23 protein-coding genes are annotated in these 21,641 nt (G+C 66.7%); 17 read left to right on the top strand and 6 right to left on the bottom strand.

Going from position 1 to position 21,641, the window contains the following annotated elements; translation table 11 throughout:
* Window positions 1-137: 137 nt before the first annotated feature.
* From trkA to hflX, 4 genes are all read left to right on the top strand, one after another.
* The gene (trkA, locus tag DFP89_RS06420; RefSeq protein WP_114348605.1) at window positions 138-1,514 is read left to right on the top strand and encodes a Trk system potassium transporter TrkA; all 1,377 of its coding nucleotides are present in this window, start codon (window positions 138-140) and stop codon (window positions 1,512-1,514) included.
* Window positions 1,515-1,522: 8 nt separating this feature from the next.
* Window positions 1,523-3,145 (top strand): TrkH family potassium uptake protein, encoded by a 1,623-nt coding sequence (locus DFP89_RS06415; RefSeq protein WP_114348604.1) that lies wholly within the window; start codon window positions 1,523-1,525, stop codon window positions 3,143-3,145.
* 82 nt (window positions 3,146-3,227) lie between these two features.
* The gene (gene hfq, locus DFP89_RS06410) at window positions 3,228-3,461 is read left to right on the top strand and encodes an RNA chaperone Hfq (protein WP_017999735.1); all 234 of its coding nucleotides are present in this window, start codon (window positions 3,228-3,230) and stop codon (window positions 3,459-3,461) included.
* Window positions 3,462-4,769, top strand: a complete 1,308-nt coding sequence (gene hflX / locus DFP89_RS06405) for a GTPase HflX (protein ID WP_114348603.1) — start codon at window positions 3,462-3,464, stop codon at window positions 4,767-4,769. It abuts the gene before it with no gap.
* Between the two features lie 92 nt (window positions 4,770-4,861).
* Here hflX and DFP89_RS06400 read toward each other — a convergent pair whose 3' ends face one another.
* Genes DFP89_RS06400 through DFP89_RS06375 form a run of 6 tightly spaced genes read right to left on the bottom strand, consistent with a single transcriptional unit; the run spans window position 4,862 to window position 11,163 of the window.
* The gene (locus tag DFP89_RS06400) at window positions 4,862-5,782 is read right to left on the bottom strand and encodes a carbohydrate kinase family protein (RefSeq protein ID WP_114348602.1); all 921 of its coding nucleotides are present in this window, start codon (window positions 5,780-5,782) and stop codon (window positions 4,862-4,864) included.
* Window positions 5,779-7,110, bottom strand: coding sequence for a TFIIB-type zinc ribbon-containing protein (locus DFP89_RS06395; RefSeq protein ID WP_114348601.1), 1,332 nt, complete (start codon window positions 7,108-7,110; stop codon window positions 5,779-5,781). The genes DFP89_RS06400 and DFP89_RS06395 overlap by 4 nt, the downstream gene beginning before the upstream one ends.
* A gap of 9 nt (window positions 7,111-7,119) precedes the next feature.
* A complete protein-coding gene (locus DFP89_RS06390) occupies window positions 7,120-8,244 on the bottom strand; it encodes an SPFH domain-containing protein (protein WP_114348600.1) in 1,125 nt (374 codons plus the stop codon).
* Window positions 8,245-8,285: 41 nt separating this feature from the next.
* A complete protein-coding gene (locus tag DFP89_RS06385) occupies window positions 8,286-8,936 on the bottom strand; it encodes a DUF4241 domain-containing protein (protein WP_114348599.1) in 651 nt (216 codons plus the stop codon).
* Window positions 8,933-9,973 carry a DUF2927 domain-containing protein gene (locus tag DFP89_RS06380; RefSeq protein WP_114348598.1) on the bottom strand — a complete coding sequence of 347 codons (1,041 nt, stop codon included), beginning with the start codon at window positions 9,971-9,973 and terminating at the stop codon, window positions 8,933-8,935. The genes DFP89_RS06385 and DFP89_RS06380 overlap by 4 nt, the downstream gene beginning before the upstream one ends.
* Complete coding sequence (locus tag DFP89_RS06375; protein ID WP_114348597.1) at window positions 9,970-11,163, bottom strand: toxic anion resistance protein; 1,194 nt, start codon at window positions 11,161-11,163, stop codon at window positions 9,970-9,972. Before DFP89_RS06375 ends, DFP89_RS06380 begins: the two co-directional genes overlap by 4 nt.
* Window positions 11,164-11,400: 237 nt before the next feature.
* Here DFP89_RS06375 and fabF point away from each other — a divergent pair, with 237 nt between their 5' ends.
* The 13 genes from fabF (at window position 11,401) to DFP89_RS06310 (ending at window position 21,641) form a co-directional block, all read left to right on the top strand.
* Window positions 11,401-12,663: a beta-ketoacyl-ACP synthase II gene (gene fabF / locus DFP89_RS06370; protein ID WP_114348596.1), complete on the top strand. Its 1,263-nt coding sequence runs from the start codon at window positions 11,401-11,403 to the stop codon at window positions 12,661-12,663.
* Entirely contained in the window at window positions 12,660-13,838 is a 1,179-nt protein-coding gene (mltG, locus tag DFP89_RS06365) for an endolytic transglycosylase MltG (protein ID WP_114348595.1), read from the top strand. The genes fabF and mltG overlap by 4 nt, the downstream gene beginning before the upstream one ends.
* Before the next feature lie 163 nt (window positions 13,839-14,001).
* Window positions 14,002-14,451, top strand: coding sequence for a hypothetical protein (locus DFP89_RS06360; RefSeq protein WP_114348594.1), 450 nt, complete (start codon window positions 14,002-14,004; stop codon window positions 14,449-14,451).
* A 305-nt stretch (window positions 14,452-14,756) separates the two neighbouring features.
* The gene (locus DFP89_RS06355) at window positions 14,757-15,119 is read left to right on the top strand and encodes a permease (RefSeq protein ID WP_114348593.1); all 363 of its coding nucleotides are present in this window, start codon (window positions 14,757-14,759) and stop codon (window positions 15,117-15,119) included.
* Window positions 15,070-16,410, top strand: a complete 1,341-nt coding sequence (locus DFP89_RS06350; protein ID WP_114348592.1) for a DNA-packaging protein — start codon at window positions 15,070-15,072, stop codon at window positions 16,408-16,410. The genes DFP89_RS06355 and DFP89_RS06350 overlap by 50 nt, the downstream gene beginning before the upstream one ends.
* Before the next feature lie 124 nt (window positions 16,411-16,534).
* Window positions 16,535-17,716: a phage portal protein gene (locus DFP89_RS06345; RefSeq protein WP_114348591.1), complete on the top strand. Its 1,182-nt coding sequence runs from the start codon at window positions 16,535-16,537 to the stop codon at window positions 17,714-17,716.
* A gap of 1 nt (window position 17,717) precedes the next feature.
* Window positions 17,718-17,951: a GTA head formation protein, RCAP_rcc01685 family gene (locus tag DFP89_RS06340; protein WP_114348590.1), complete on the top strand. Its 234-nt coding sequence runs from the start codon at window positions 17,718-17,720 to the stop codon at window positions 17,949-17,951.
* Complete coding sequence (locus DFP89_RS06335; protein WP_114348589.1) at window positions 17,932-18,501, top strand: HK97 family phage prohead protease; 570 nt, start codon at window positions 17,932-17,934, stop codon at window positions 18,499-18,501. The genes DFP89_RS06340 and DFP89_RS06335 overlap by 20 nt, the downstream gene beginning before the upstream one ends.
* A 23-nt stretch (window positions 18,502-18,524) precedes the next feature.
* Window positions 18,525-19,691 carry a phage major capsid protein gene (locus tag DFP89_RS06330; RefSeq protein ID WP_114348588.1) on the top strand — a complete coding sequence of 389 codons (1,167 nt, stop codon included), beginning with the start codon at window positions 18,525-18,527 and terminating at the stop codon, window positions 19,689-19,691.
* 143 nt (window positions 19,692-19,834) lie between these two features.
* Entirely contained in the window at window positions 19,835-20,452 is a 618-nt protein-coding gene (locus DFP89_RS06325) for a head-tail connector protein (protein ID WP_114348587.1), read from the top strand.
* On the top strand, window positions 20,449-20,799 hold the full coding sequence (locus tag DFP89_RS06320; protein ID WP_114348586.1) for a head-tail adaptor protein: 351 nt from the start codon (window positions 20,449-20,451) through the stop codon (window positions 20,797-20,799). Before DFP89_RS06325 ends, DFP89_RS06320 begins: the two co-directional genes overlap by 4 nt.
* A complete protein-coding gene (locus DFP89_RS06315; protein WP_114348585.1) occupies window positions 20,796-21,215 on the top strand; it encodes a DUF3168 domain-containing protein in 420 nt (139 codons plus the stop codon). Before DFP89_RS06320 ends, DFP89_RS06315 begins: the two co-directional genes overlap by 4 nt.
* 12 nt (window positions 21,216-21,227) lie before the next feature.
* The gene (locus DFP89_RS06310) at window positions 21,228-21,641 is read left to right on the top strand and encodes a phage major tail protein, TP901-1 family (RefSeq protein ID WP_114348584.1); all 414 of its coding nucleotides are present in this window, start codon (window positions 21,228-21,230) and stop codon (window positions 21,639-21,641) included.

Genomic DNA, 21,641 nt, shown 5'->3' with positions numbered 1-21,641 from the left:
TTCTTCTTCATCCAAATATCCATGCGGCCTTTCCGCCAGCGGTGGGCCTGCGGATCTGGGACGGATGTTTTCCAGTATCCGCCGCCCTTCCCGCGCGTTAGGATCGCGTCTTACGGCGGCAGCAGGCTGGACACAGGATGAAGATCATAATCTGCGGGGCGGGTCAGGTTGGCTGGCACATCGCGCGCCACCTTTCGGGCGAACGCAATGACGTCACCATCATCGATACCAATGCCGAGCTGATCCGGCGCGCCACCGATGCGCTGGACGTTCAGGGCGTGACCGGCTTTGCCAGCCACCCCGACGTGCTGGACCGCGCAGGCGCGCGCGACGCCGACCTGATCATTGCCGCGACCCATTCGGACGAGGTGAACATGGTCACCTGCCAGATGGCGCATTCGGTGTTTCAGGTGCCGCGCAAGATCGCGCGACTGCGCTCGGGCGCCTATCTCGATGCGATCTACTCCGATCTTTATCGCACCGATCACCTGCCCATCGACGTGGTCATCAGCCCAGAGCGCGAGGTGGCGCGGGCGGCCTTGCAGCGGCTTTCGGCGCCCTCGACCTTTGACGCCGAAACCTTTCTGGACGGGCGGCTGCATCTGCTGGGGATCGCGCTGGACCCCGACAGCCCGGTGCTGAACACGCCGCTGCGCCAGCTCAACGACATGTTTTCCAGCCTTTCGGCAATGGTGGCCGGGGTGCGGCGGGGGACCAAGCTGTTCGCGCCCGAGGCGGGCGACCAGCTGTTCGAGGGCGATCAGGTCTATGTCTTTACCCTGGCCGAGGACGTGACGCGCACGCTGGAAATCTTTGGCAAGCCCATCGCGCGTCAGGAAAACGTCGTCATCATCGGCGCCGGCAATGTCGGCCTTGCCGTGGCCCAGGCGCTGGAGGCCCGCCCCGAGCGCATCCGCGTCAAGCTGATCGAGCGCAACCGCGCCCGCGCCGAGGATGCCGCCGACAGCCTGACCCGGACCATCGTCCTGAATGGCGACGGGCTTTCGGCCGAGCTGCTGGAAGAGGCCGCTGTCCCCAAGGCGGACGCGGTTCTGGCCATCACCGATGACGACAAGACCAATATCCTGGCCGCCGTGCGCGCCAAGCAGGCCGGGGCCAAGCTTGCGATCTCGCTGGTCAACGATCCGACGCTGATGTCGATGATGGAGCCTCTGGACATCGACGCCTTCATCAATCCGCGCGCCAGCACCGTCTCGACCATCCTGCGCCATATCCGCCATGGCCGGGTGCGCGACATCTATTCCATCGGCGATGCCGAGGCCGAGGTGATCGAGGCGCAGGTCCTGTCCACCTCGCCCATTGCCGGGCGCCCGGTGCGTGACATTGATTTCCCCGAGGGCGCGCTGATCGGCGCGGTGCAAAAGGGCGGGCGCGTGGTCAAGCCGGTCGGCGATCTGCGCATCGAGGAGGGCGATATCGTGGTGATCTTTGCCCTGGCCTCGGATGTTCCTGAGGTCGAGCGCCTGTTGCAGGTCTCGATCGACTTTTTCTGAGGCGGGCCATGGGCTTTGTGCTGCGCCTGCCGCTGATCGTCATCCTGGCCGGGATCGGCTCGCTCGCGATGATCGTGCCGGGGCTTTATGCCCATGTGCAGGACCTGCACAAGATCGGCTCGATATTTCTGGGCTGCGCGGGGTTGTTCTTTCTGCTCAGCGTGATCCTTGCGCTGTCGACCGCTGATGAGCCCGAGGGGCCGCGCGCGCGCAGCGTGCTTCTGACCATGCTGGGCACCATGGCGGTCCTGCCGGCGATGCTGGCCGTGCCCTTTGCCTTTTCGCTGCCAGATACCGGCTTTTTCAACGCCTGGTGGGAGATGGTCTCCTGCCTGACCACCACCGGCGCCTCGCTTTATTCGGCCGAGCTGCTGGCGCCGCCCCTGCATCTGTGGCGGGCACTGGTCGGCTGGATGGGCGGGCTGTTCATGTTGGTTGCCGCTGTGGCGCTGCTGGCGCCCTTGCGCGTCGGCGGGTTCGAAATCCTTGCCTCGCCCTATGGGCGTGGCGAGCGGTTCGAGCGGCTGCCGCGTTCGGCGGACGGGCGCGCGATCATGATGCCGATGGCGGTGCCTGTTCTGCAGACCGAGGCCGCGGACCCGGTCTATCGGGTGATCCGCGTCGGGCGCGTCGTGCTGCCGCTATATGCCGGGCTGACGGCGCTGATGTGGGTGGCCCTGCTGATGCTGGGCGAGCCGGGGCTGGTGGCGCTGACCCGCGCCATGGGCACGCTCTCGACCAGCGGCATCAGCCCGGTCAGCGGCCCGGCGGGGCAGGGCAGCGGTGTTGTTGGCGAGGTGGTGATCTTTCTGTTCCTGATCCCGGCGCTGTCGCGGCGGTTCTGGCCGGGGGGCCGTGAATTGAAGGTGGGGGCAAGCCTGCTGGATGACCCCGAGCTGCGCATGGCGGCGGGGGCGGTGCTGCTGGTCTCGGTCCTGCTGTTCGGGCGGCATTTCTTTGGCGCCATCGGTGTCTCGCCCACCGGTGCGGTCGGGGTGCTGGAGACGCTGGACAGCGCCGCATCCGCCGCATGGGGCGGGATTTTTACCGGGCTCAGCTATCTGACCACGACGGGGTGGAACTCGCTGGAATGGCAGGGCGCGCGGAACTGGTCCGGGCTCAGCTCGCCCGGGTTGATGCTGGCGGGGCTGGCGATGATGGGCGGCGGCGTCGCCACCACCGCGGGCGGCGTCAAGCTGCTGCGCGTCTATGCGCTGGCGCGCCATTCCGAGCGCGAGCTGGAAAAGATCGTGCATCCCAGTTCGGTCGGCGGTGGCGGCATGCTGGCGCGGCGGCTGCGGCGCGAGGGGGCCTATCTGGCCTTCATCTTCTTCATGCTGTTTGCGATCACGCTGGCGGTGGTGGTGATGATGATCTCGGTCCAGCAGATCGAGTTCGACAGCGCCACCATCCTCTCCATCGCCGCGCTGACGAATACCGGACCTTTGGCGGGGGCGATTCCGCTGACACCGGTGTTTCAGGGCTCGGCCGGCATGGCGGGCGCGCCCTGGCAGGGCTGGGCGGGCCTGCCGGCCGCCACCAAGGCCATTCTGGCGGGGGCGATGGTCCTTGGGCGGCTGGAAACTCTGGCAATTCTGGCACTGCTGTCGCCTGAATACTGGAGGCGCTAGTTCAGTTTCCGATCATCTGCTTGCAAGCCGTCTTTTGCTCGCCTAAGTCTTGAGCCACAGCGATAAGAACAAGGTACCCCGAATGGCCGGCGACAAACAGAACCTTCAGGATGCTTTTCTCAATCATGTCCGCAAGGGCAAGGTTCCGGTCACGATTTTCCTTATCAATGGTGTAAAACTTCAGGGTGTCATCACCTGGTTCGACAATTTCTGCGTGCTTTTGCGTCGCGACGGTCAGTCGCAGCTGGTCTATAAGCATGCCATCTCGACCATCATGCCGGGGCAACCGATCAGCCTCTATGACGGCGAGGACTGATTGGCCGAACTGACGGAAACCCGCGAACGCCCGACCCGCGCCTATGTGATCCATCCCGATCTGGGCAATTCGCGGACCCGCCGCTCGCCCGAGCTGGCGCTGGAGGAGGCGATCGCGCTGGCCCATGCGCTGCCGGCGATCGAGGTCGTGGGCGCCGAGGTGGCCAAGCTGCGCAAGCCCGATGCCGGCATGCTGTTTTCCAAGGGCAAGCGCGAGGAAATCGGCCAGCATATTGCCGCCGCCGCCGAGGGCGAGGGGGCCGAACTGGTTCTGGTCGACGGGCCGGTGACCCCGGTCCAGCAGCGCAATCTGGAAAAGGCATGGGGCGTCAAGCTTCTGGACCGGACCGGGCTGATCCTTGAGATCTTTGCCGACCGCGCCCAGACCCGCGAGGGCGTGTTGCAGGTCGAGCTGGCGGCGCTGGCTTATCAGCGCACGCGGCTGGTCCGGGCCTGGACCCACCTTGAGCGCCAGCGCGGCGGCTTTGGCTTTGTCGGCGGTCCCGGCGAAACCCAGATCGAGGCCGACCGTCGCGCCATCGACGATCAGATGATCCGCCTGCGCCGCCAGCTTGAGCGCGTGGTCAAGACCCGCGAGCTGCATCGCAAGGCCCGTGCCAAGGTGCCCTATCCCATCGTCGCGCTGGTCGGCTATACCAATGCCGGGAAATCGACGCTGTTCAACCGCCTGACCGGGGCTGAGGTCATGGCCAAGGACCAGCTTTTCGCCACGCTGGACCCGACCATGCGGCAGTTGACCCTGCCCGGCGGGCGGCGGGTGATCCTGTCCGACACGGTGGGCTTTATCAGCGAACTGCCCCATGAGCTGGTCGCCGCCTTCCGCGCCACGCTTGAGGAGGTGCTGGCCGCCGACCTGATCCTGCATGTGCGCGACATCAGCCATCCCGAGACCGAGGAGCAGGCCGCCGATGTGGGCGAGATCCTTGACAGCCTTGGCGTCGACGAGGACGTGCCGCTGATCGAGGTCTGGAACAAGATCGACGCGCTCTTGCCCGAGACGCGGGCGGCGCTGCGCCGGACGGATGCGCGGACCGAGGGCGTGCAGGCGGTTTCGGCGCTGACCGGCGAGGGCCTGGACGATCTGATGGCTGCCGTCGATCTGCGGCTGGCCGAGGCGCTGGACGAGCCGCGGATCGAGGCCGAGCTGGTCCTGTCCCATTCCGACGGGCGGCGCCGGGCGTGGCTGCATGGGCAGGGCGTGGTTCTGGGCGAGGAGATGGCCGAGGACGGGGTGCATCTGCGCCTGCGCTGGACCGAGCGGCAAAGGGCGCAGTTCGAGGGGCTGTGAGCGTGGCGCCTGCGGGCGCTGCCGCAATGGATATTTGAGTGAAGAAGAAATGAGGACCGCGCCGGGATGGGCGCGGCCGTTTTCATCTGATTTCAGGCGGGCAGGGCGGCCAGTTCGTGGGCCCAGGGCGGGTTGGCACCGGGGCGCGAGACGGTGATCGCGGCGGCGCGGGTGCCCTGTGAAAGCGCGGCCATGATGGCCTCGGGGGTCAGGCGCGCGAGGCCTTCGCGGCTGAGGACGCCGGCCTGATCCAAGGCGGCCAGAACGCCCGCGTTGAAGGTGTCGCCGGCGCCGATCGTGTCGGCGACCTCGACCCGGACCGCCCTGGCGCTGATGACCTCGCCCGACCAATGCGCGCGCGCGCCGGCAGAGCCGCCGGTCTGGAAGACCACGCGCGGGCCCTTGGTCAGGATCGAGGCGGCGGCGGCCTCGTGGCTGAGATCGGGCATCAGCCATTCCAGATCGTCGCCCGACAGCTTGACCAGATCGGCCATGGCGATGAGCCGTTCAAGCCGCGCGCGATAGGCGTCGGCGTTCTGAATGAAGAAGGGCCGGATATTGGGGTCGATCATCACCGGGATGCGGTGGCGGACGCGTTCGACCAGCGCCTCGATGGCGGCGCCGCAGGGATCGGGGACCAGACTGATGCCGCCGATGAACAGCGCGCTGACCCGGTCGGGGATCTGCGGCAGGTCCTCGGCGGTCAGCATGCGGCCGGCGGAACCTTCGTCGTAAAAGGAATAGCGCGCCTCGCCCCCGGTCAGGGTGACAAAGGCCAGCGTGGTCAGCCGGTCGCTGCGCGGGCAAAGCGAGGTGTCGACATGCGCCTCGGCCAGGGGGCCGAGGAGCGTCTGGCCAAAGCTGTCGCGCGAGATCGGCCAGAGATAGCCCGTATCCGCACCCATCCGCCCCAGCGCTATCGCGGTATTATAGACCGCGCCGCCCGGCAGCGGGCGATAGCTTGCCCCCTCGGGCACCATGTCGATCAGCGATTCCCCCGAACACAGGATCATATGCGCACCTCTTCCCCAGTTAACGCCAGATCGGACAGTCCTCCGTCCCATGGCTCGTGATAGCGGTAACTTCGAGTCGTGGAAAGATCGGGAATCGCGTCCTGTGCGGCGCCGATGCGGACATAGCCGCCCTTTTCGTTCAGCGCGAGCAGGGCGGCGACAAGGGCCAGTGCCAGCAGTACCGCGAAGGCGATCTTCCAGACCGACCATGGCCGTTCGCCTTGCACCCGGCCGGACTGGCCATTCACCACGAAACGGTAGCTTTTGCCATTGTAGCGATAGGCGGCGGTCCAGACCGGCAGCAGGATATGCTTGAAGGTCTCGTCGCGGTGCTGGGTCTCGATGCCGGTGATGCGCTGTTCGTTGCCGCCGATGTCACGGCGCACGTCCATGGCGATGACCCCGGCCATTTCCTGACGGGCGATGTCATGGCCCGAGCCTAGCGGGATCGTATAGCCCTCGGCCAGAAAACCGGCGAGGTATTCGGGCTGATAGGGCATCAGATGCGACAGGTCCCACGGCGTCAGCGCGTCGGTAAAGCGGCGCGGCAGCGAGCTGGCGGCCAGGACCAGCACATCGTCGAAATTCCGCGCGACCTGTCCCGAGACATTGGTCCAGCGCGTGCGGCGGACCTGTTCGGCGACCCGTTGCTGGCGGCCGTTGATTTCGCGCGTCACATAGACCGTCTCGTAATACCAGTCGCCGCGCGCGCCGCTGTAGCGCGAGGCGGTATCGGCATCGAAGGTCCAGAAGGGCGAATAGACGCCGCTCATCTGTTTGCCGCGCCGTGCATAGGCCATCAGCGCCGAGGGGGCGAACCACAGGCCCTTGAGCCAGTCCTCCAGCGCGGCCTTGGCCTGCGGCTCGGTGATGACGAAGGGCAGGACGCCTTGCGGCTTGATCAGGCGCGTGGTGCCGGTATCGGTCACCACGGGCGTTGCGCAGAACGGGCAGGTCGAGGCGTGGCGGTCGCTGGTGATTTCGACCTTGGCGCCGCAATTGGGGCAGGACAGCGTGCGGACGGTTTCTGTCAGGTCGCTGTTCTGGTCGAGGCGCAGCCCCTCGGCCAGCGGCAATTCGCGCAGGCCGGGGGATTTGTGGCCGGCATCCCATTGCAGCGCCCGGCCCGTCGCCGGGTCGCGCAGGATGGCGCTTTCGCCCCAGGGACCGTCCTGCGCCTGCCTTGCGGGGGCGCGGGCCGGGCCGGGGCCGATCTGCTGTTCATGGCCGCAATAGGGGCAGACAAGGCTGTTCTGCCCCGGCGAGAATTCGAGGCTGGCGCCGCAATTCTCGCAGGGATAGCGGAATTCTGACCGGGGCGTCGGCATGCCCGCGTCTTAGCCCTGTTTGGGCAGGGGCGGCGGCGGGGGGGCGATGGTGAAAAGCTGCGCCAGCTCATTCACCTCATCCGCCGCTTTCCAGCCGTCCTGACCAGGGGTCCAGACCAGCGTGTCGCGGGTGAACTTGCCCTCATTGGCGAGGCGGCCCAGCTTGGCGCGGCCATAAGGCCCCTCGGCCTGACCGTCGACGGCGATGTGCCAGACGGTTTCGGGATGCAGGGGCGGCGGGCTTTGCGGGGCAGCCTGCTGCGGCGCAGGGCCCCATGGGCCGCGCTGCATGCCGCCCATGGCCATGCCCATGCCAGCGCCCAGCCCGGCGCCCAGACCCGCGCCCATGCCGCCGCCGGGCTGGGTCGAGGCGTTCAGCATCGTCTCGGATGCCGCATATTGGCCAAAGCGGTTGAGGTCGCCGACAATGCCCATCGAGGTGCGCTTGTCGAGCATCTTTTCAACCTCATCCGGCAGGCTGATGTTTTCGATGTAGAATTCGGGAATGGTCAGGCCGTAGCCGGCGACCGTGGGGCTGATCGCCTTGGCGACCAGCTGGCCGAATTGCTGGGTATTGGCGGCCATGTCCAGAACCGGGATGCCCGAGCCCGCGATCATGCGCGAGAATTCCTGCACGATGATGTTGCGCAGTTGGAAGCTGATCTCATCGGCGGTGAATTCGCCGTCGGTGCCGACGATTTCCTGCATGAACTTGCCGGGATCGGTCACCCGCATCGAATAGGTGCCAAAGGCGCGCAGCCGCACCGGGCCGAATTCCGGGTCGCGCGCGATGACCGGGTTCTTGGTGCCCCATTTCAGGTCGTTGAAGCGCGTCGTGTTGACGAAATAGATTTCCGACTTGAAGGGGCTGCGGAAACCGTGGTCCCAGTGCTGCAGCCGAGTCAGGATCGGCAAGTTGTTGGTTTCCAGCATGTAAAGGCCGGGGCCGAAGACATCGGCCAGTTGTCCTTCGTGGATGAAGACGGCGGATTGCCCCTCGCGCACGGTCAGCTTGGCGCCGTATTTGATCGCGTTGCCCACGGTCGGGAAGCGATAGACCATGGTGTCACGGGAATCGTCGGTCCATTCGATGATCTCGATGAACTCGCCGCCAAGGATGTTGAACAGGGACATGGGTTACCTCGTATCGGGAAGGGGCAGCGGCCCCGTTCGGGTCAGACGTTAGCGCAAGGCGGCGGGTCGATCCATTCACCTTTGCGATCGCCGATGAAGTCGATGTACAGCGCGACGGGCGCGTCTTGGGCATCGTTCAGGCGAAACAGGTGGTAGGCGCCATCGCCATAGCCGCTGCGCGAAACGGGAAAGCGCGTGCCTTCGGGCAGGGTTACGAAACCGGCGGGTTCCTCCATCGGCAATTGGGGCTCCAGCGCGGTGAACAGGTCGCTTCCGGCAAGGTCGAGGATGCGGCCATAGCCGTCCAGCTTTTCCGCATGGCTCTGGTTGGCCAGGGCGGCAAGCCCGGTATCGACGCCGAAGCCGCCGAGCAGGACACCGCAGACCGGCTTGCCCCTGCCAAGGGTCAGCATCAGGGCGGCTGTGTCGTCAAACCCGTCCTGATGGGCCTGAATGACATGGACCTGCGCCGTGCTGGTGGGCAGGCTCTTTGCTGGCGGGGTGGCAAGGCCGGTGAGCGGATCCAGCGCCACCACGCCGCTGCCATCCAGATGATATTCGCCGAGGTCAATCACGGTCCTGCCGGGATCGGCCGAGGCGGCGATCAGCCAGTCCACCGAGGCCGGACGGTCCTGCGCCATTGCCCCGCCCGCCGTGGCGGCGATCAGCAGCAGCGCAAGACCTGCGTTCACACCTCGGTCCCCAACAGCTCGCTGGCGATCTGCAAGACGATGGGGCGGGCCTCGGCCTCGGTCATGCCGGGGCGCAGGCGCGGATCGTAGAGGATCTTCAGGAGCAATTCGTCATGGCGGGTCAGATAGGCGAATTCCTCGTCATCGTTGAAGATCGAGGGGCGCGCGCGCGGGCTGTCATTGGCCAGACCCATGCCCTGGGCCATTTCCTCATGCACGCAGGAACGGCGCAGGCGCGGCGGCAGTTCGGCGCGAATCAGCGCCACCGCCTGCGCATAGACGGGGGAGTTGCCCTGCGAATAGGCAAAGACCGTGCAGTAATTCTGCGGCGACAGATCGCTGAGCGCGGCCACGTCCGAGCGCGGAATCCCCGGCACCAGCGAAGTCAGGCGCGGGCCGATGGCGTGGCGCTCGTCCTCGTTGACGATCAGCACGGTGAAATTGCCGCCCGCGCCCGACAGCCCCACCGGATGGCCGCTGACCTTCTGCAGCCGCGCGGCTAAGCCCGCCACCTCGGCCCGGTCGCGGCTGCGCTCGGCGGGGGCGACGGAATCGCCGAAATACAGCCGCACCTGCACCGGCTGCTGCCAGCGGCGCAGCGGCGCGGGCGCCCCGCGCGACACCAGCGCATCGCCCTGACGGACATACTCGTCATGCAGCGCGATCTGGATGAAATCCTCGGTCAGGCGTTCGGGGGTCAGGGCGATCTCGGTCCCCGGATCGGTGCGCAGGCGGCCGCGCGCGATCAGCGTTTCCTCGATCCCGGCGAGGTATTGGCGCATGTTGGCGCTGGCCGGCGAGGCGGCGGCCGCAGTCGCACGCGCATTGGCGGCGCGGGCATCCTCGGCCCGTTCGCGGCGCAAGGCGGCCTGATCGACGCGCGGCAGGTCCGGCTTTTCGGGCGGGGCCGTGGCGTCGATGCCGGGCGAGGCCGGCGGGGTGCCGGCGGGGTCGGCGCAGGCGGCAAGAAGCGCCAGCGCCGCTAGGGCGAAGGGCAGGCCGGCGCGCGGCCTGCGGGCAGAAAGGATCGGGGTCACGGCGTCGCAGATCGTCCGGCTGTTGCAGGGGCAGGGTTGGCGGGGCGGGCGCTGGCCGAAGACAGCGACTTGCGCAGCTCGGTCTCCATCACCTTGAGGTCCTCCTCGGCGGCGGCGCGGCGGGTGCGGCCCTCATCGGCGATGCGCAGGCTGTCCTCGATGGTCGAGATCAGCTCGGCATTGGCGGTGCGCACGGCCTCGATGTCGAAGACGCCGCGCTCGATCTGGGTGCGGATCTGGGCATTGGCCTGACGCAGGTTCTTGGCGTTGGCGGTCAGCAGGTCGTTGGTCAGGTCGTTGGCGTCCTTGACGGCGCGGGCGGCCTCGGCACTGCGCTGGATGGTGACGGCCTGCGCCAGCTGGGTTTCCCAAAGCGGCACGGTATTGACCAGCGTCGAGTTGATCTTGGTGACCAGCGACTTGTCGTTTTCCTGAACCAGCCGGATCGAGGGCAGCGACTGCATGGTCACCTGCCGGGTCAGCTTGAGGTCGTGGACACGGCGTTCCAGATCGTCGCGGGCCGAGCGCAGGTCGCGCAGTTCCTGCGCGGCCATGACCTTGTCGTTCTCAGGCGCGGCCTCGACGGCGGCGGCCTTGGCGGGGATCTCGTCGCGGTCGATCTGCGCCAGCTTTTCCTCGCCGGCGGCGATATACAGCGCCAGCTCGTCATAGAAGTTCAGCGTGCGTTCATAGAGCACATCGAGCGACTTGATGTCCTTCAACAGCCGGTGCTGGTGGCCGTCCAGATCCGAGCTGATGCGGTCGATCTGGGACTGCACCTTTTCGTAATTGGCGACGAATTTCGCGAAAGGCGCGGTGCGGCCCAGCAGCTTTTCCCACCAGCTGCGTTCGCGGCGCACATCCAGTTCGCTGACCGAAAAGCCGCGGATGGTGGTCACGATATCGCGCAGGGATTCCCCGGCGGGGCCGACGTCCTTGTTCTTGACATCGGCCAGCATGGCCTGGCTGATTTCCTGCAATTCGTTCTGGGCGCGGGCGCCGAAATGCACGATCGAGCCGGAATCGCGGATATCAAGCTCGGCGATGCGGCGGCGGATTTCCTCGGCCACGGCGGGCTCGGCCCCGGTCAGGGTCGGGGCGGCGGCGGGTGGCTCTGGCAGAACCATGGCTGTCACTGTCTTGATCTCGTCCAAGGCGGCTTCAGCACTGGCTTGGGTCTGCGTGGTCATCCGGTCGTCCTTTCGTGGGTCATTTCAGGACCGGCCGCAGAATAGGCCGATTCCCAAGGGATGCAACGAGAGGCCACCCCGAAAGTTCCCGTTCCGCGAAAGCTGTGGCGGTGCTGTGGCTTTCCTGCCGGTATGGCGCACATGGGCGGGCCCCGGCCGGTCGGGCCGCATGGCGTTGCGCGCCGGGCGGGGGGCGTGTAGAAACCAAGCGATTATGCGTTGCGAAGGAGCCTGTGGATGCGCAGAGTTGTCGTCACTGGTCTGGGAATGGTCACGCCGCTGGCCTCGGGGGTCGATGAGACCTGGACGAGGCTTTTGGCCGGAGAATCCGGGGCCGGGCCGATCACCCGTTTCGACGCCAAGGATGTGGTGACGAAATATGCCTGCGAGATCCCGTTTGGCGACGGCAGCAACGGGACCTTCAATCCCGATGACTGGATGGAGCCCAAGGATCGTCGCAAGGTCGATGATTTCATTCTTTACGGCATGGCCGCCGCCACGCAGGCGGTGGCGGATTCCGGCTGGGTTCCGGCTAACGAGGAGGACCGCATCCGCACCGGCGTGATGATCGGCTCGGGGATTGGCGGGCTGAACTCGATCGCGGAAACCGCCGTGCTGATCAAGGAACGCGGGCCCAAGCGGGTCTCGCCCTTCTTTATCCCCGGCGCGCTGATCAACCTTGTGTCCGGGCAGGTCTCGATCCGCTTCGGCTTCAAGGGGCCGAACCATGCGGTGGTCACCGCCTGCTCGACCGGCGCCCATGCCATCGGCGATGCGGCGCGGCTGATCATGCTGGGCGATGCCGACGTGATGATCGCGGGCGGCACCGAAAGCCCCATCGGCGAGATCGGCGTTGCCGGCTTCAACGCCTGCAAGGCGCTGTCGACCAAGCGCGAGGATGACCCCAAGGCCGCCAGCCGCCCCTGGGACGAGGACCGCGACGGCTTCGTCATGGGCGAGGGCGCCGGCGTCGTCGTGCTGGAGGAATACGAGCATGCGAAGGCGCGCGGCGCCAAGATCTATGCCGAGATCCTCGGCTATGGCCTGTCGGGCGACGCCTATCACATCACCGCCCCCAGCGAGGATGGCGATGGCGGCTTCCGCAGCATGACCGCGGCGCTGAACCGCGCCGGGATCTCGCCGGCCGATCTGGATTACATCAACGCGCATGGCACCTCGACCATGGCCGACGTGATCGAGCTGGGCGCGGTCGAGCGCATGCTGGGCGATGCGGCCGGCAATGTGGTCATGTCCTCGACCAAATCCTCGATCGGGCATCTTCTGGGCGCGGCGGGCGCGGTCGAGGCGATCTTCTGCATTCTGGCGATCCGCGACCAGATCTGCCCGCCGACGATCAATCTGGACAATCCCGCGCGGGAAACCGCCATCGATCTGGCCGCCAATGCCGCCGTGCGCCGCAAGGTGGATTATGTGCTCTCCAACAGCTTCGGCTTTGGCGGCACCAATGCCAGTCTGGTGATGGGACGGGTCAAGGAATGATCTGGCGCCATATCGCGTCGAATTTCCTGACCCTGCTGATCGTGATCCTGATCGCTGCGGCGGCCGCCGTGGCCTGGGCCAAGCACCAGTATACCGCCCCAGGACCCAGCGCCGTCGCGGCCTGCGTCCGGGTCGCGCCCGGCGCCAGCCTGAGCGCGGTCAGCGAGCAGCTGGCCGATCAGGGCGTGGTCTCGAACGCCTATATCTTCCGGGCCGGAACCGATTACGCGGGCAAGTCGCGCGACCTGAAATTCGGCTCATACCTGATGCTGCCGCATTCCAGCATGGAGGAGGTGGTCAAGGTCATCACCGCCGGCGGGCCTTCGACCTGCGGCACCGAGGTGGTGTTCCGCATCGGCGTGCGCGAAAACTCGGTGGTCCTGCGCGACATGGATGCAGCGACGGGCGAATTCGCCGAACAGGCGAAATACGACCCCGGCAAGGAATCCGCCCCCGAGGCGATCGCCAGCGCCGAGCAAAAGCCCGACGCCCGGCTGCGCATCACCGTGGCCGAGGGCGTGACCAGCTGGCAGGTGGTCGAGGGGCTGAAACAGGCGGGGTTTCTTGGCGGCGAGATCGCCGATGTCCCCCCCGAGGGCAGCCTTGCCCCCGATACCTATGACGTCGAGAAGGGAGCTGACCGCGCCAAGCTGATCGCCGAGATGGAGCGGCGCCAGGCCGCGATTCTGACCGCCGCCTGGGAGGCGCGCGAGGCCGATCTGCCCTATCAGACGCCCGAGGAGGCGCTGATCATGGCCTCGATCATCGAAAAGGAAACCGGCGTTCCCGACGAGCGCCGCGTCGTGGCCAGCGTATTCGTCAACCGGATGCGGCAGGGGATGCGGCTGGAGACCGACCCGACGGTGATCTATGGCGTGACCGAGGGCAAGGGCGTGCTGGACCGGGGGCTGCGCGCATCCGAGCTGCGCCGCCGCACGCCCTATAACACCTATCAGATCGCCGGCCTGCCGCCGACGCCCATCGCCAATCCCGGCAAGGCGGCTATCGAGGCGGCGATGGACCCCGAGAACACGGAATACGTGTTCTTTGTGGCCGATGGCTCGGGCGGGCATGCCTTTGCGCGGACGCTGGACGAGCACAATGCCAATGTTCTGCGCTGGCGCGAAATCGAACGCCAGCGCGGGCAGGCGCTGTCGCCGGTGCAGGGCGACTGATCTGCGCATAAGTGCTGGCGGAACATGGCGGCGGCGATGCGGATGCGCTTCGCCGCCGCTCTCGTTTCGCGCGGTTTGACAAAGCGGCTACGCGCTTGCACCATCGCCTTTGTTCTTATGGCCATGCGCCATGACGGCGCTGCCGCAGCACGGAGATGTAGCGATGAAGTTGTCCGACCTTTTCACCAACCTCGCCGATGGCGCCCGCAGCTTCGAGGGGCGGATCAAGAAATGGCAGGAGGAGCTTGAGGCGAAGAGCGCCGAGATGGAGGCTGGTGCCCGTCGCTGGCAGGAGGGCGCCGAAGCCCGTCAGGAAGAGTTGAAGAAGAAGGTTCAGGGCTATCTGGACGACGCCAGCGAAAGCGTGCGCACGCAATGGAACAGCATGCAGGAAGGCTGGGACAAGCAGGTGGCCGAAACCAAGGCCAAGGCCGCCGAAATGCGCGCCAAGGTCGACAGCATGAATGCCGAGGATTACGCCGACTGGTCCGAAGCCTATGCCGCCAATATGGTCGCCTATGCCCAGTCCATTCAGGATGAGGCCAGCACAGCCGTTGCCGCCGCCGCCGAGGCCCGCGCCAAGGCCGATGCGCTGAAGCCCAAGACGAGCTGATTTTCAACTGATCCTTCCGCGTCCCCCCATCTTGCGGGGGCGCGGATTCGGGGCTGTTGCACCCTGAACTGGCCCCCCGTTGCGCAGCGTGCGCTGGGGTGTTGCGCTGGCTAGTTCATTGTTTTCACATAAAGAATAACGAAACGTTACTCAACCTTGGGTTAAGCGTTGACTCGGCGAACGCCCTGAAGTAGAAAGTATACATGCTGGGAGAGGTGGGCAAGCGGCCGGGTTGAGGGACCCGAGGCCGCTTTTTTCATGTCTCGCTCGTGCGGACAGGCACACGAGGGCAGGGCGACACACGAATGACGATGAACTTCGATCCGGGGCCGGAGGCGCCGGAAGGGCCTTTCGTGCCCGGCGCCGCCTTGGCGCAAGATATGGATGTGGTCGAAATCGCCGATGGGCTGTTTCGGTCCTATGCGGGGGATCTTCACCAGCTTCGGCTGAAGATCCAGGCCGGGGAAACAGATGATCTGAAGGAATCCGGCAGACTGGTGCGCGACCTGCGGGCCGCGGCCCATCTGGTGCTGGAGGAAAGGAGCAAGGTTGACAAGCTTCGCAAGGACGCTGCCGGAGCGGTCGGGACAGGTGTCCTTGACCTTGCCGCAGCACGAGATGAAATCGGGCGCCGCCTGGCTTGCCTGCGCAGAGCCGGAGGAGGTTGACGAGTTCCTGGGCGGGCTGAGCGAGAACGCTTTGGCCGCGTTGCCCTGGCTGTTCGAGTTCTGGGCGCTGCCGCATCAGCTGCCGCCCAGAGGGGACTGGAAAAGCTGGGTGATCATGGGTGGACGCGGCGCGGGGAAAACCCGCGCCGGCTCGGAATGGGTCAGGGCCCAGGTCGAGGGCGCGACGCCCGAGGCACCGGGCCGGGCGAGCCGCGTGGCGCTGGTCAGCGAGACCTTTGACCAGGCCCGCGACGTGATGGTCTTTGGCGAGTCGGGCATTCTGGCCTGCTCGCCCCCGGACCGCCGTCCGGTCTGGGAGGCGGGACGGCGCCGGCTGCTTTGGCCCAATGGCGCCACCGCGCAGGTCTATTCGGCGCATGAGCCCGAGGCCCTGCGCGGACCGCAATTCGATGCGGCCTGGGTCGATGAGCTGGCCAAGTGGAAAAAGGCCGAAGATACATGGGACATGCTGCAATTCGCCCTGCGTCTGGGCGAGCATCCGCAGCAGGTCGTCACCACCACGCCACGGAATGTGGCGGTGCTGAAGCGGATTCTGGGCAATGCCTCGACCGTTACGACCCATGCGCCGACGGATGCGAACCGCGCCTATCTGGCGGAGAGCTTCCTGAGCGAGGTCGAGGCGCGCTATGCCGGCACCCGTCTGGGCCGGCAGGAGCTGGAAGGGGTGTTGCTGGATGATGTCGAGGGGGCGCTTTGGGCGACTGCGACCATCGAGCGTTGCCGGGTCGATGCGGCGCCGAAGCTGTCGCGCATCGTCGTTGCCGTCGATCCGGCGGTGACGGGGGGCGCGGGCTCGGATGAATGCGGCATCGTGGTGGCGGGGGCCGTCACCGAAGGGCCGGTCACCGACTGGCGCGCCTATGTTCTGGAGGACGCGACCGTCAGGGGCGGACCTTTGGACTGGGCGCGGGCCGCCATCGCCGCGATGGAGCGGCATGGCGCCGAGCGGCTGGTCGCGGAGGTCAATCAGGGCGGCGATCTGGTCGAGAGCGTGATCCGCCAGATCGATCCGCTGGTGCCGTTCCGCGCCTTGCGGGCGGGGCGCGGCAAGGGGTTGCGGGCCGAGCCGGTGGCGGCACTTTACGAGCAGGGGCGGGTTCACCACCTGCGGGGCCTGGGTGCGCTGGAGGACCAGATGTGCCGCATGACGCTGCATGGCTATGACGGCAAGGGCTCGCCCGACCGGCTGGATGCGCTGGTCTGGGCGGTCCATGAGCTGATGATCGAGCCTTCGGCGCATTACCGGCGGCCGCAGGTGCGGGGGCTGTAAGCCGGGGCTCTGCCCCGGACCCCGGGATATTTGGGCATGAAAGAACGGGCGCCGGATCATCTCTCGGGGTCTGCAAAGGGTCGCGTCTTGCGGCCCTTTTTTCTTGGGATTTCAGGAGGAACCTATGGCGTTTCGTTGGTTCGGGCGGGAAAGCGCGCCCGTCGAGGTCGAAAAGAAGGCGAGTGCTACAGGCAAGCTGGTGGCGCTGGCCTCGGGCTCGGGGCGGGTGGTGTGGTCGCCGCGCGATACGGTCAGCCTGACGCGGACGGGGTTTGCCGGAAATCCGGTCGGCTTTCGCGCCGTGCGGCTGATCGCCGAAGCTGCCGCCGCCGTGCCGCTGATCTGTCAGGATCGCGAACGGCGCTATGAGGTGCATCCGGTGCTGGACCTGCTGCGGCGGCCCAATGCCGGGCAGGGGCGGGCCGAGCTGTTCGAGGCGCTGATCGGGCAGATCCTGCTGAGCGGCAACGGCTATCTGGAGGCGGTGGGCGAGGGGGCCAAGGGGCTGCCCTCGGAGCTGCATGTGCTGCGCTCGGACCGGATGTCGGTGGTGCCGGGGACGGATGGCTGGCCCGAGGCCTATGAATATGCGCTGGGCGGGCGGAAGTTCCGGTTCGACATGACCGGCAGTCCCGATCCGATCTGTCATATCCGCAGTTTTCACCCGCTGGACGACCATTACGGACTGTCGCCGATGCAGGCGGCTGCTGTGGCGGTCGATGTGCATAACAGCGCCTCAGGTTGGTCGAAGGCGCTTTTGGACAATGCAGCGCGGCCCTCGGGGGCGATCATCTACAAGGGCGCGGATGGGCAGGGGAGCCTGTCTTCGGATCAGTATGACCGGCTGGTGACCGAGATGGAGATGCATCATCAGGGCGCGCGCAATGCCGGGCGGCCGATGCTGCTGGAGGGCGGGCTGGACTGGAAGCCGATGGGGTTCAGCCCCAGCGACATGGAGTTTCATGAGACCAAGAAGGCCGCCGCGCGCGAGATCGCGCAGGCCTTTGGCGTGCCGCCGATGCTGATCGGCATTCCGGGCGATGCGACCTATGCCAATTACGCCGAGGCGCATCGGGCATTCTACCGCCTGACCGTGCTGCCGCTGGTCACGCGCGTGGCCAGTGCGCTGGCCTGGTGGCTGGGTGAGCATCTGGGCGCCGAGATCGATCTGCGGCCCGATCCCGATCAGGTCCCGGCCTTGGCCGAGGAACGTGACCAGCAATGGAAGCGTATCGGCGAAGCGAGCTTTCTGACCGAGGCCGAGAAGCGTGCGGCGCTGGGCCTGCCGCCGATCGCGGAGGGCTGAGATGGAGGGCTCGCGTTTCGTCAAGGAGCCATTCGACTGGCACGACCAGCGCCTTGATACGCAGGAGCGGATCATGGCGCTGCAATTCGGCCAGGTCGAGCGCCGGCTGGAGCGGATCGAGGCGCTGATCGAAGGGCTGGAGCGGCGGCTGTGGATGACCGTCTATGGCGTGGTCGCGGTGATCCTGACCCAGGCGGTGCAGTCGATCCTGGAATATGCACCGAAAGGAGGGTGACGTGAATTCAAAGGATTACGGGCTCGAGTTGAAGTATGCGCCGGGCGCGCAGATCGTCAGCGACGGCACGCAGATCGAGGGCTATGCCAGCCTGTTCGGCCTGACCGATCAGGGTGGCGACATCGTCCAGAAGGGGGCCTATGCCGCCAGCCTGAAGCGGCTGGAGGCGCGCGGCGACAAGGTGCGGATGCTGTGGCAGCACGATCCGACCCGGCCCATCGGCGTCTGGGAGGAAATCCGCGAGGACGACAAGGGCCTGTGGGTCAAGGGCCGCCTTTTGCCCGAGATTGCCCAGGCCCGCGAGGCGGCGGCGCTGATCGCGGCGGGGGCCATCGATGGGTTGTCGATCGGCTATCGCACCATCTCTGCCGAGCGCGACAGCAAGGGCCGCCGCCTGCTGAGTGAGGTCGAGCTGTGGGAGGTGTCTCTGGTCACATTCCCGATGCTGGCCGAGGCCAAGGTCGGCAAGAAATCCGACCGCGGTTCCGAAGAAATCACCGAGATGGCAGCGGCCTTTCGGGCCGCCACCATGGCGCTGCGCGCCGAATAAGTTTCACCGATTGGAGGGGAACCATGACCGAGGTGAAAGCCGCGGCCGGGGCGGACATGCCCGGCGACCTGGGGGCTGAGATGATCGGGTTCGTCAATGAACTCAAATCGTTCCGCGCCGATATTCAGAAACGACTGCAAGCACAGGAAGATCGCATGACCATGCTGGACCGCAAGACCATTTCCCGTGGCCGCGCCCCTCTGTCGGCCGAGGCCGATGCCGGCGCACCGCATCAAAAGGCGTTCGACGCCTATATCCGCCACGGCGATGATGACGCGCTGCGCGGCCTGCCGCTGGAAGGCAAGGCCATGAGCACCGTCAGCGACGGCGGTTTCCTGGCTGCGCCGACCGTGGCGCTGCAGGTGCAGGACGCGCTGAACATCACCGCTTCGCTGCGTCGCGTGGCCAATGTCGTGGCTGTCGAGTCCGCCAATTACGAAGTGCTGGTCGACATGGGCGATATCGCCAGCGGCTGGTCCACCGAGGCGACCGCGCAGGCCGAGACCGGCACCTCGACCGTGCAGCGCGTGGTCATTCCGGTCCATGAGCTGTCGGCCATGCCCAAGGCCAGCCAGCGCCTGCTGGACGACGCGGCCTTCGACATCGAGACCTGGCTGGCCGATTGCATCGCCACCAAGTTTGCCCGTGCCGAGGCCACGGCCTTTGTCAGCGGCGACGGCGTCAACAAGCCCAAGGGATTCCTGACCCATGCGAAAGCCCCGAACGGCACCGCGACCAATGTGCAGATCGGCACCATCCCTTCGGGCGGGGCGGGCGATTTTGCCTCGACCAACCCGGCCAATGCGCTGATCGATCTGGTCTATGCGCTGGGTGCGCAATACCGCGCCAACGGCACCTTCGTGATGAACTCGAAGACCGCCGCTGCCGTGCGCAAGATGCGTGACGCCGATGGCCGCTTCCTGTGGGCCGACAGCCTGGCGATGGGTCAGCCGGCGCAGCTGCTGGGCTATCCGGTGCTGGTCTGCGAGGACATGCCCGACATCGCGGCAGGGTCCTTCTCGATCGCGTTTGGTGATTTCCGCTCGGCCTATACCATCGTCGAGCGCCCGGACCTGCGGGTTCTGCGCGACCCCTTCTCGGCCAAGCCGCATGTGCTGTTCTATGCCACCAAACGCGTCGGCGGCGGCGTCACTGACGCCCGTGCCATCAAGCTGATGGTCTTCGGCTGATCCAAGGCCGAAGCGGGGGCCGCGCGGAAAAATGTCCGCCCGACCGGCTGAGCAACTGTCCGCGCGCGCAAGGGCGGACATGCGCGGCCCCCATGTCATTCGCCCTTGGGAATGCAGCCACCGTGCGAACGGGAGAGACAAAGATGATGCTTGTGGAAGTGACGGCGCCAGCCCTTGAGGCGCTGCCGGTCGCAGGGTTGCGAGACCATCTGCGGCTGGGAACAGGGTTCGAGATGGCCGGGGACGCGGCCGAAACTGCGGCCCTGGCGGGTTTTCTGCGGGCGGCCATGGCCACCATCGAGGCGCGCACCGGCAAGGCGCTTCTGGTGCGGCAGTTCCGCCTGCGGCTTGAGGAATGGCGCGACCCGATGGGGCAACCCTTGCCGCTGGCGCCGGTGGCCGCCATCGAGCGGGTCGAGATCGACGATGGCGCGGGCAACCTGACGCTGGTCGATCCGGCAAGCTATCGCCTGCAGCCCGACATGCAGCGCCCGGTTCTGGCGCCGGTCGGGGCCTTTTTGCCGCAGATTCCGTGTGGCGGTCATGTGACCATCACCTTTCGCGCGGGCTTTGGTCCGCAATGGTCCGATGTGCCGGCCGATCTGGCGCAGGCGGTGCTGATGCTGGCCGCGCGCTATCACGAGGATCGCAGCTTCGAGGGGACGCAATCGGCGATCCCCTTCGGGGTCAGTGCGTTGATCGAGCGCTGGCGCTCGGTCCGGGTGCTGGGGGGGCGCGGCAATTCGCGCGGCCGGGCATGACGGCGCCGCGGCTGACGGTGCCGCTGGTGATCGAAAGCCCGGTCCGTGAGCCCGACGGCATGGGTGGTTATCGCTTGGTCTGGCAGGACACTGGGCAGATCTGGGCCGAGATGCGGTCGGGCGCGGGCGGCGAGCGGTTCGCCGAGGTGGGGGCGCGAAGTGTCGTGACCTGGCGGATCACCGTCAGGGCGGCGGCCGCAGGCGACCCGCGCCGTCCGCGCCCCGAGCAGCGGCTGCGCATGGGCGAGGGTCCGCAGGCGCGGCGTTTCAGGATCGAGGCGGTGGCCGAAAGCGACCCGCAGGGCTGCTGGCTGGCATGCATCGCGAAAGAGGAGTCCCTGGCATGAGCTATGCAGCGACGGCCGCGCTTCAGACGGCAGTCTATCAGGCTTTGCGTGACAGCGAGGCGCTGGCCGATCTGGTCGGGGATGCGATCTATGACGCGATGCCGGTGGCGGCGCCGACCGGGACATATGTCTCGCTGGGGCCGGAAGAGGTCCGGGACGCGGGTGACATGACGGCGCCAGGTGCGCGCCATGATTTCATCGTCTCGGTCCTGTCGGGCACCGATGAGGCGAACGGGTTCGGGGCGGTGAAAGAGGTCGCGGTGGCGGTCTCGGAGGCGCTTGAGACGGCAGAGATCACGCTGGATCACGGTCATCTGGCGGGGCTGTGGTTCCTGCGCGCGACCGCGCGCCGGGCCGAGAATGGCGTGGGGCGGCGGGTCGACATGACCTTTCGCGCGCGCATTGACCTGGGTTGAGGAGAGACGGAAATGGCGGTGCAGAACGGACGCGACCTGCTGATCAAGATGGACATGACCGGAGACGGCCAGTTCGAGACGATCGCGGGTCTGCGCGCGACGCGGCTGGGGTTCAATGCCGAGACTGTGGATGTGACCAGCCTGGAAAGCGAGGGCCGCTGGCGCGAGCTGCTGGCCGGCGCGGGGGTGCGCTCGGCCTCGATCTCGGGGTCGGGGGTGTTTCGCGATGGAACCACCGACCAGCGCGCCCGGCAGGTGTTCTTTGACGGCGAAGTGCCACGTTTTCAGGTGGTGATCCCCGATTTCGGCGCGGTCGAGGGGGCGTTCCAGATCACGTCTCTGGAGTATGCGGGCAGCTATAACGGTGAGGCGACCTATGAGATTTCCATGGCAAGCGCGGGCGTCATCAGCTTCGTCGCCTTCTGA

This window comes from Paracoccus lutimaris (genome assembly GCF_003337565.1).
Classification (GTDB): Bacteria; Pseudomonadota; Alphaproteobacteria; order Rhodobacterales; family Rhodobacteraceae; genus Paracoccus; species Paracoccus lutimaris.
The sequence above is the reverse complement of the archived record's forward strand: the minus strand, read 5'-3'. Positions and strand labels throughout refer to the sequence as shown.

What these genes read in the sequence shown, in the direction of transcription:
- DFP89_RS06325 (WP_114348587.1), top strand. Translation starts at nt 19,835, where the DNA reads ATGATGCTTGTGGAAGTGACGGCGCCAGCCCTTGAGGCGCTGCCGGTC.
- hfq (WP_017999735.1), top strand. Translation starts at nt 3,228, where the DNA reads ATGGCCGGCGACAAACAGAACCTTCAGGATGCTTTTCTCAATCATGTC.
- DFP89_RS06345 (WP_114348591.1), top strand. Translation starts at nt 16,535, where the DNA reads ATGGCGTTTCGTTGGTTCGGGCGGGAAAGCGCGCCCGTCGAGGTCGAA.
- DFP89_RS06310 (WP_114348584.1), top strand. Translation starts at nt 21,228, where the DNA reads ATGGCGGTGCAGAACGGACGCGACCTGCTGATCAAGATGGACATGACC.
- DFP89_RS06415 (WP_114348604.1), top strand. Translation starts at nt 1,523, where the DNA reads ATGGGCTTTGTGCTGCGCCTGCCGCTGATCGTCATCCTGGCCGGGATC.
- DFP89_RS06395 (WP_114348601.1), bottom strand. Translation starts at nt 7,110, where the DNA reads ATGCCGACGCCCCGGTCAGAATTCCGCTATCCCTGCGAGAATTGCGGC.
- DFP89_RS06330 (WP_114348588.1), top strand. Translation starts at nt 18,525, where the DNA reads ATGACCGAGGTGAAAGCCGCGGCCGGGGCGGACATGCCCGGCGACCTG.
- DFP89_RS06390 (WP_114348600.1), bottom strand. Translation starts at nt 8,244, where the DNA reads ATGTCCCTGTTCAACATCCTTGGCGGCGAGTTCATCGAGATCATCGAA.
- DFP89_RS06350 (WP_114348592.1), top strand. Translation starts at nt 15,070, where the DNA reads ATGAAATCGGGCGCCGCCTGGCTTGCCTGCGCAGAGCCGGAGGAGGTT.
- DFP89_RS06360 (WP_114348594.1), top strand. Translation starts at nt 14,002, where the DNA reads ATGAAGTTGTCCGACCTTTTCACCAACCTCGCCGATGGCGCCCGCAGC.
- DFP89_RS06320 (WP_114348586.1), top strand. Translation starts at nt 20,449, where the DNA reads ATGACGGCGCCGCGGCTGACGGTGCCGCTGGTGATCGAAAGCCCGGTC.
- DFP89_RS06315 (WP_114348585.1), top strand. Translation starts at nt 20,796, where the DNA reads ATGAGCTATGCAGCGACGGCCGCGCTTCAGACGGCAGTCTATCAGGCT.
- DFP89_RS06355 (WP_114348593.1), top strand. Translation starts at nt 14,757, where the DNA reads ATGACGATGAACTTCGATCCGGGGCCGGAGGCGCCGGAAGGGCCTTTC.
- DFP89_RS06335 (WP_114348589.1), top strand. Translation starts at nt 17,932, where the DNA reads ATGCACCGAAAGGAGGGTGACGTGAATTCAAAGGATTACGGGCTCGAG.
- fabF (WP_114348596.1), top strand. Translation starts at nt 11,401, where the DNA reads ATGCGCAGAGTTGTCGTCACTGGTCTGGGAATGGTCACGCCGCTGGCC.
- DFP89_RS06375 (WP_114348597.1), bottom strand. Translation starts at nt 11,163, where the DNA reads ATGACCACGCAGACCCAAGCCAGTGCTGAAGCCGCCTTGGACGAGATC.
- DFP89_RS06400 (WP_114348602.1), bottom strand. Translation starts at nt 5,782, where the DNA reads ATGATCCTGTGTTCGGGGGAATCGCTGATCGACATGGTGCCCGAGGGG.
- mltG (WP_114348595.1), top strand. Translation starts at nt 12,660, where the DNA reads ATGATCTGGCGCCATATCGCGTCGAATTTCCTGACCCTGCTGATCGTG.
- DFP89_RS06340 (WP_114348590.1), top strand. Translation starts at nt 17,718, where the DNA reads ATGGAGGGCTCGCGTTTCGTCAAGGAGCCATTCGACTGGCACGACCAG.
- trkA (WP_114348605.1), top strand. Translation starts at nt 138, where the DNA reads ATGAAGATCATAATCTGCGGGGCGGGTCAGGTTGGCTGGCACATCGCG.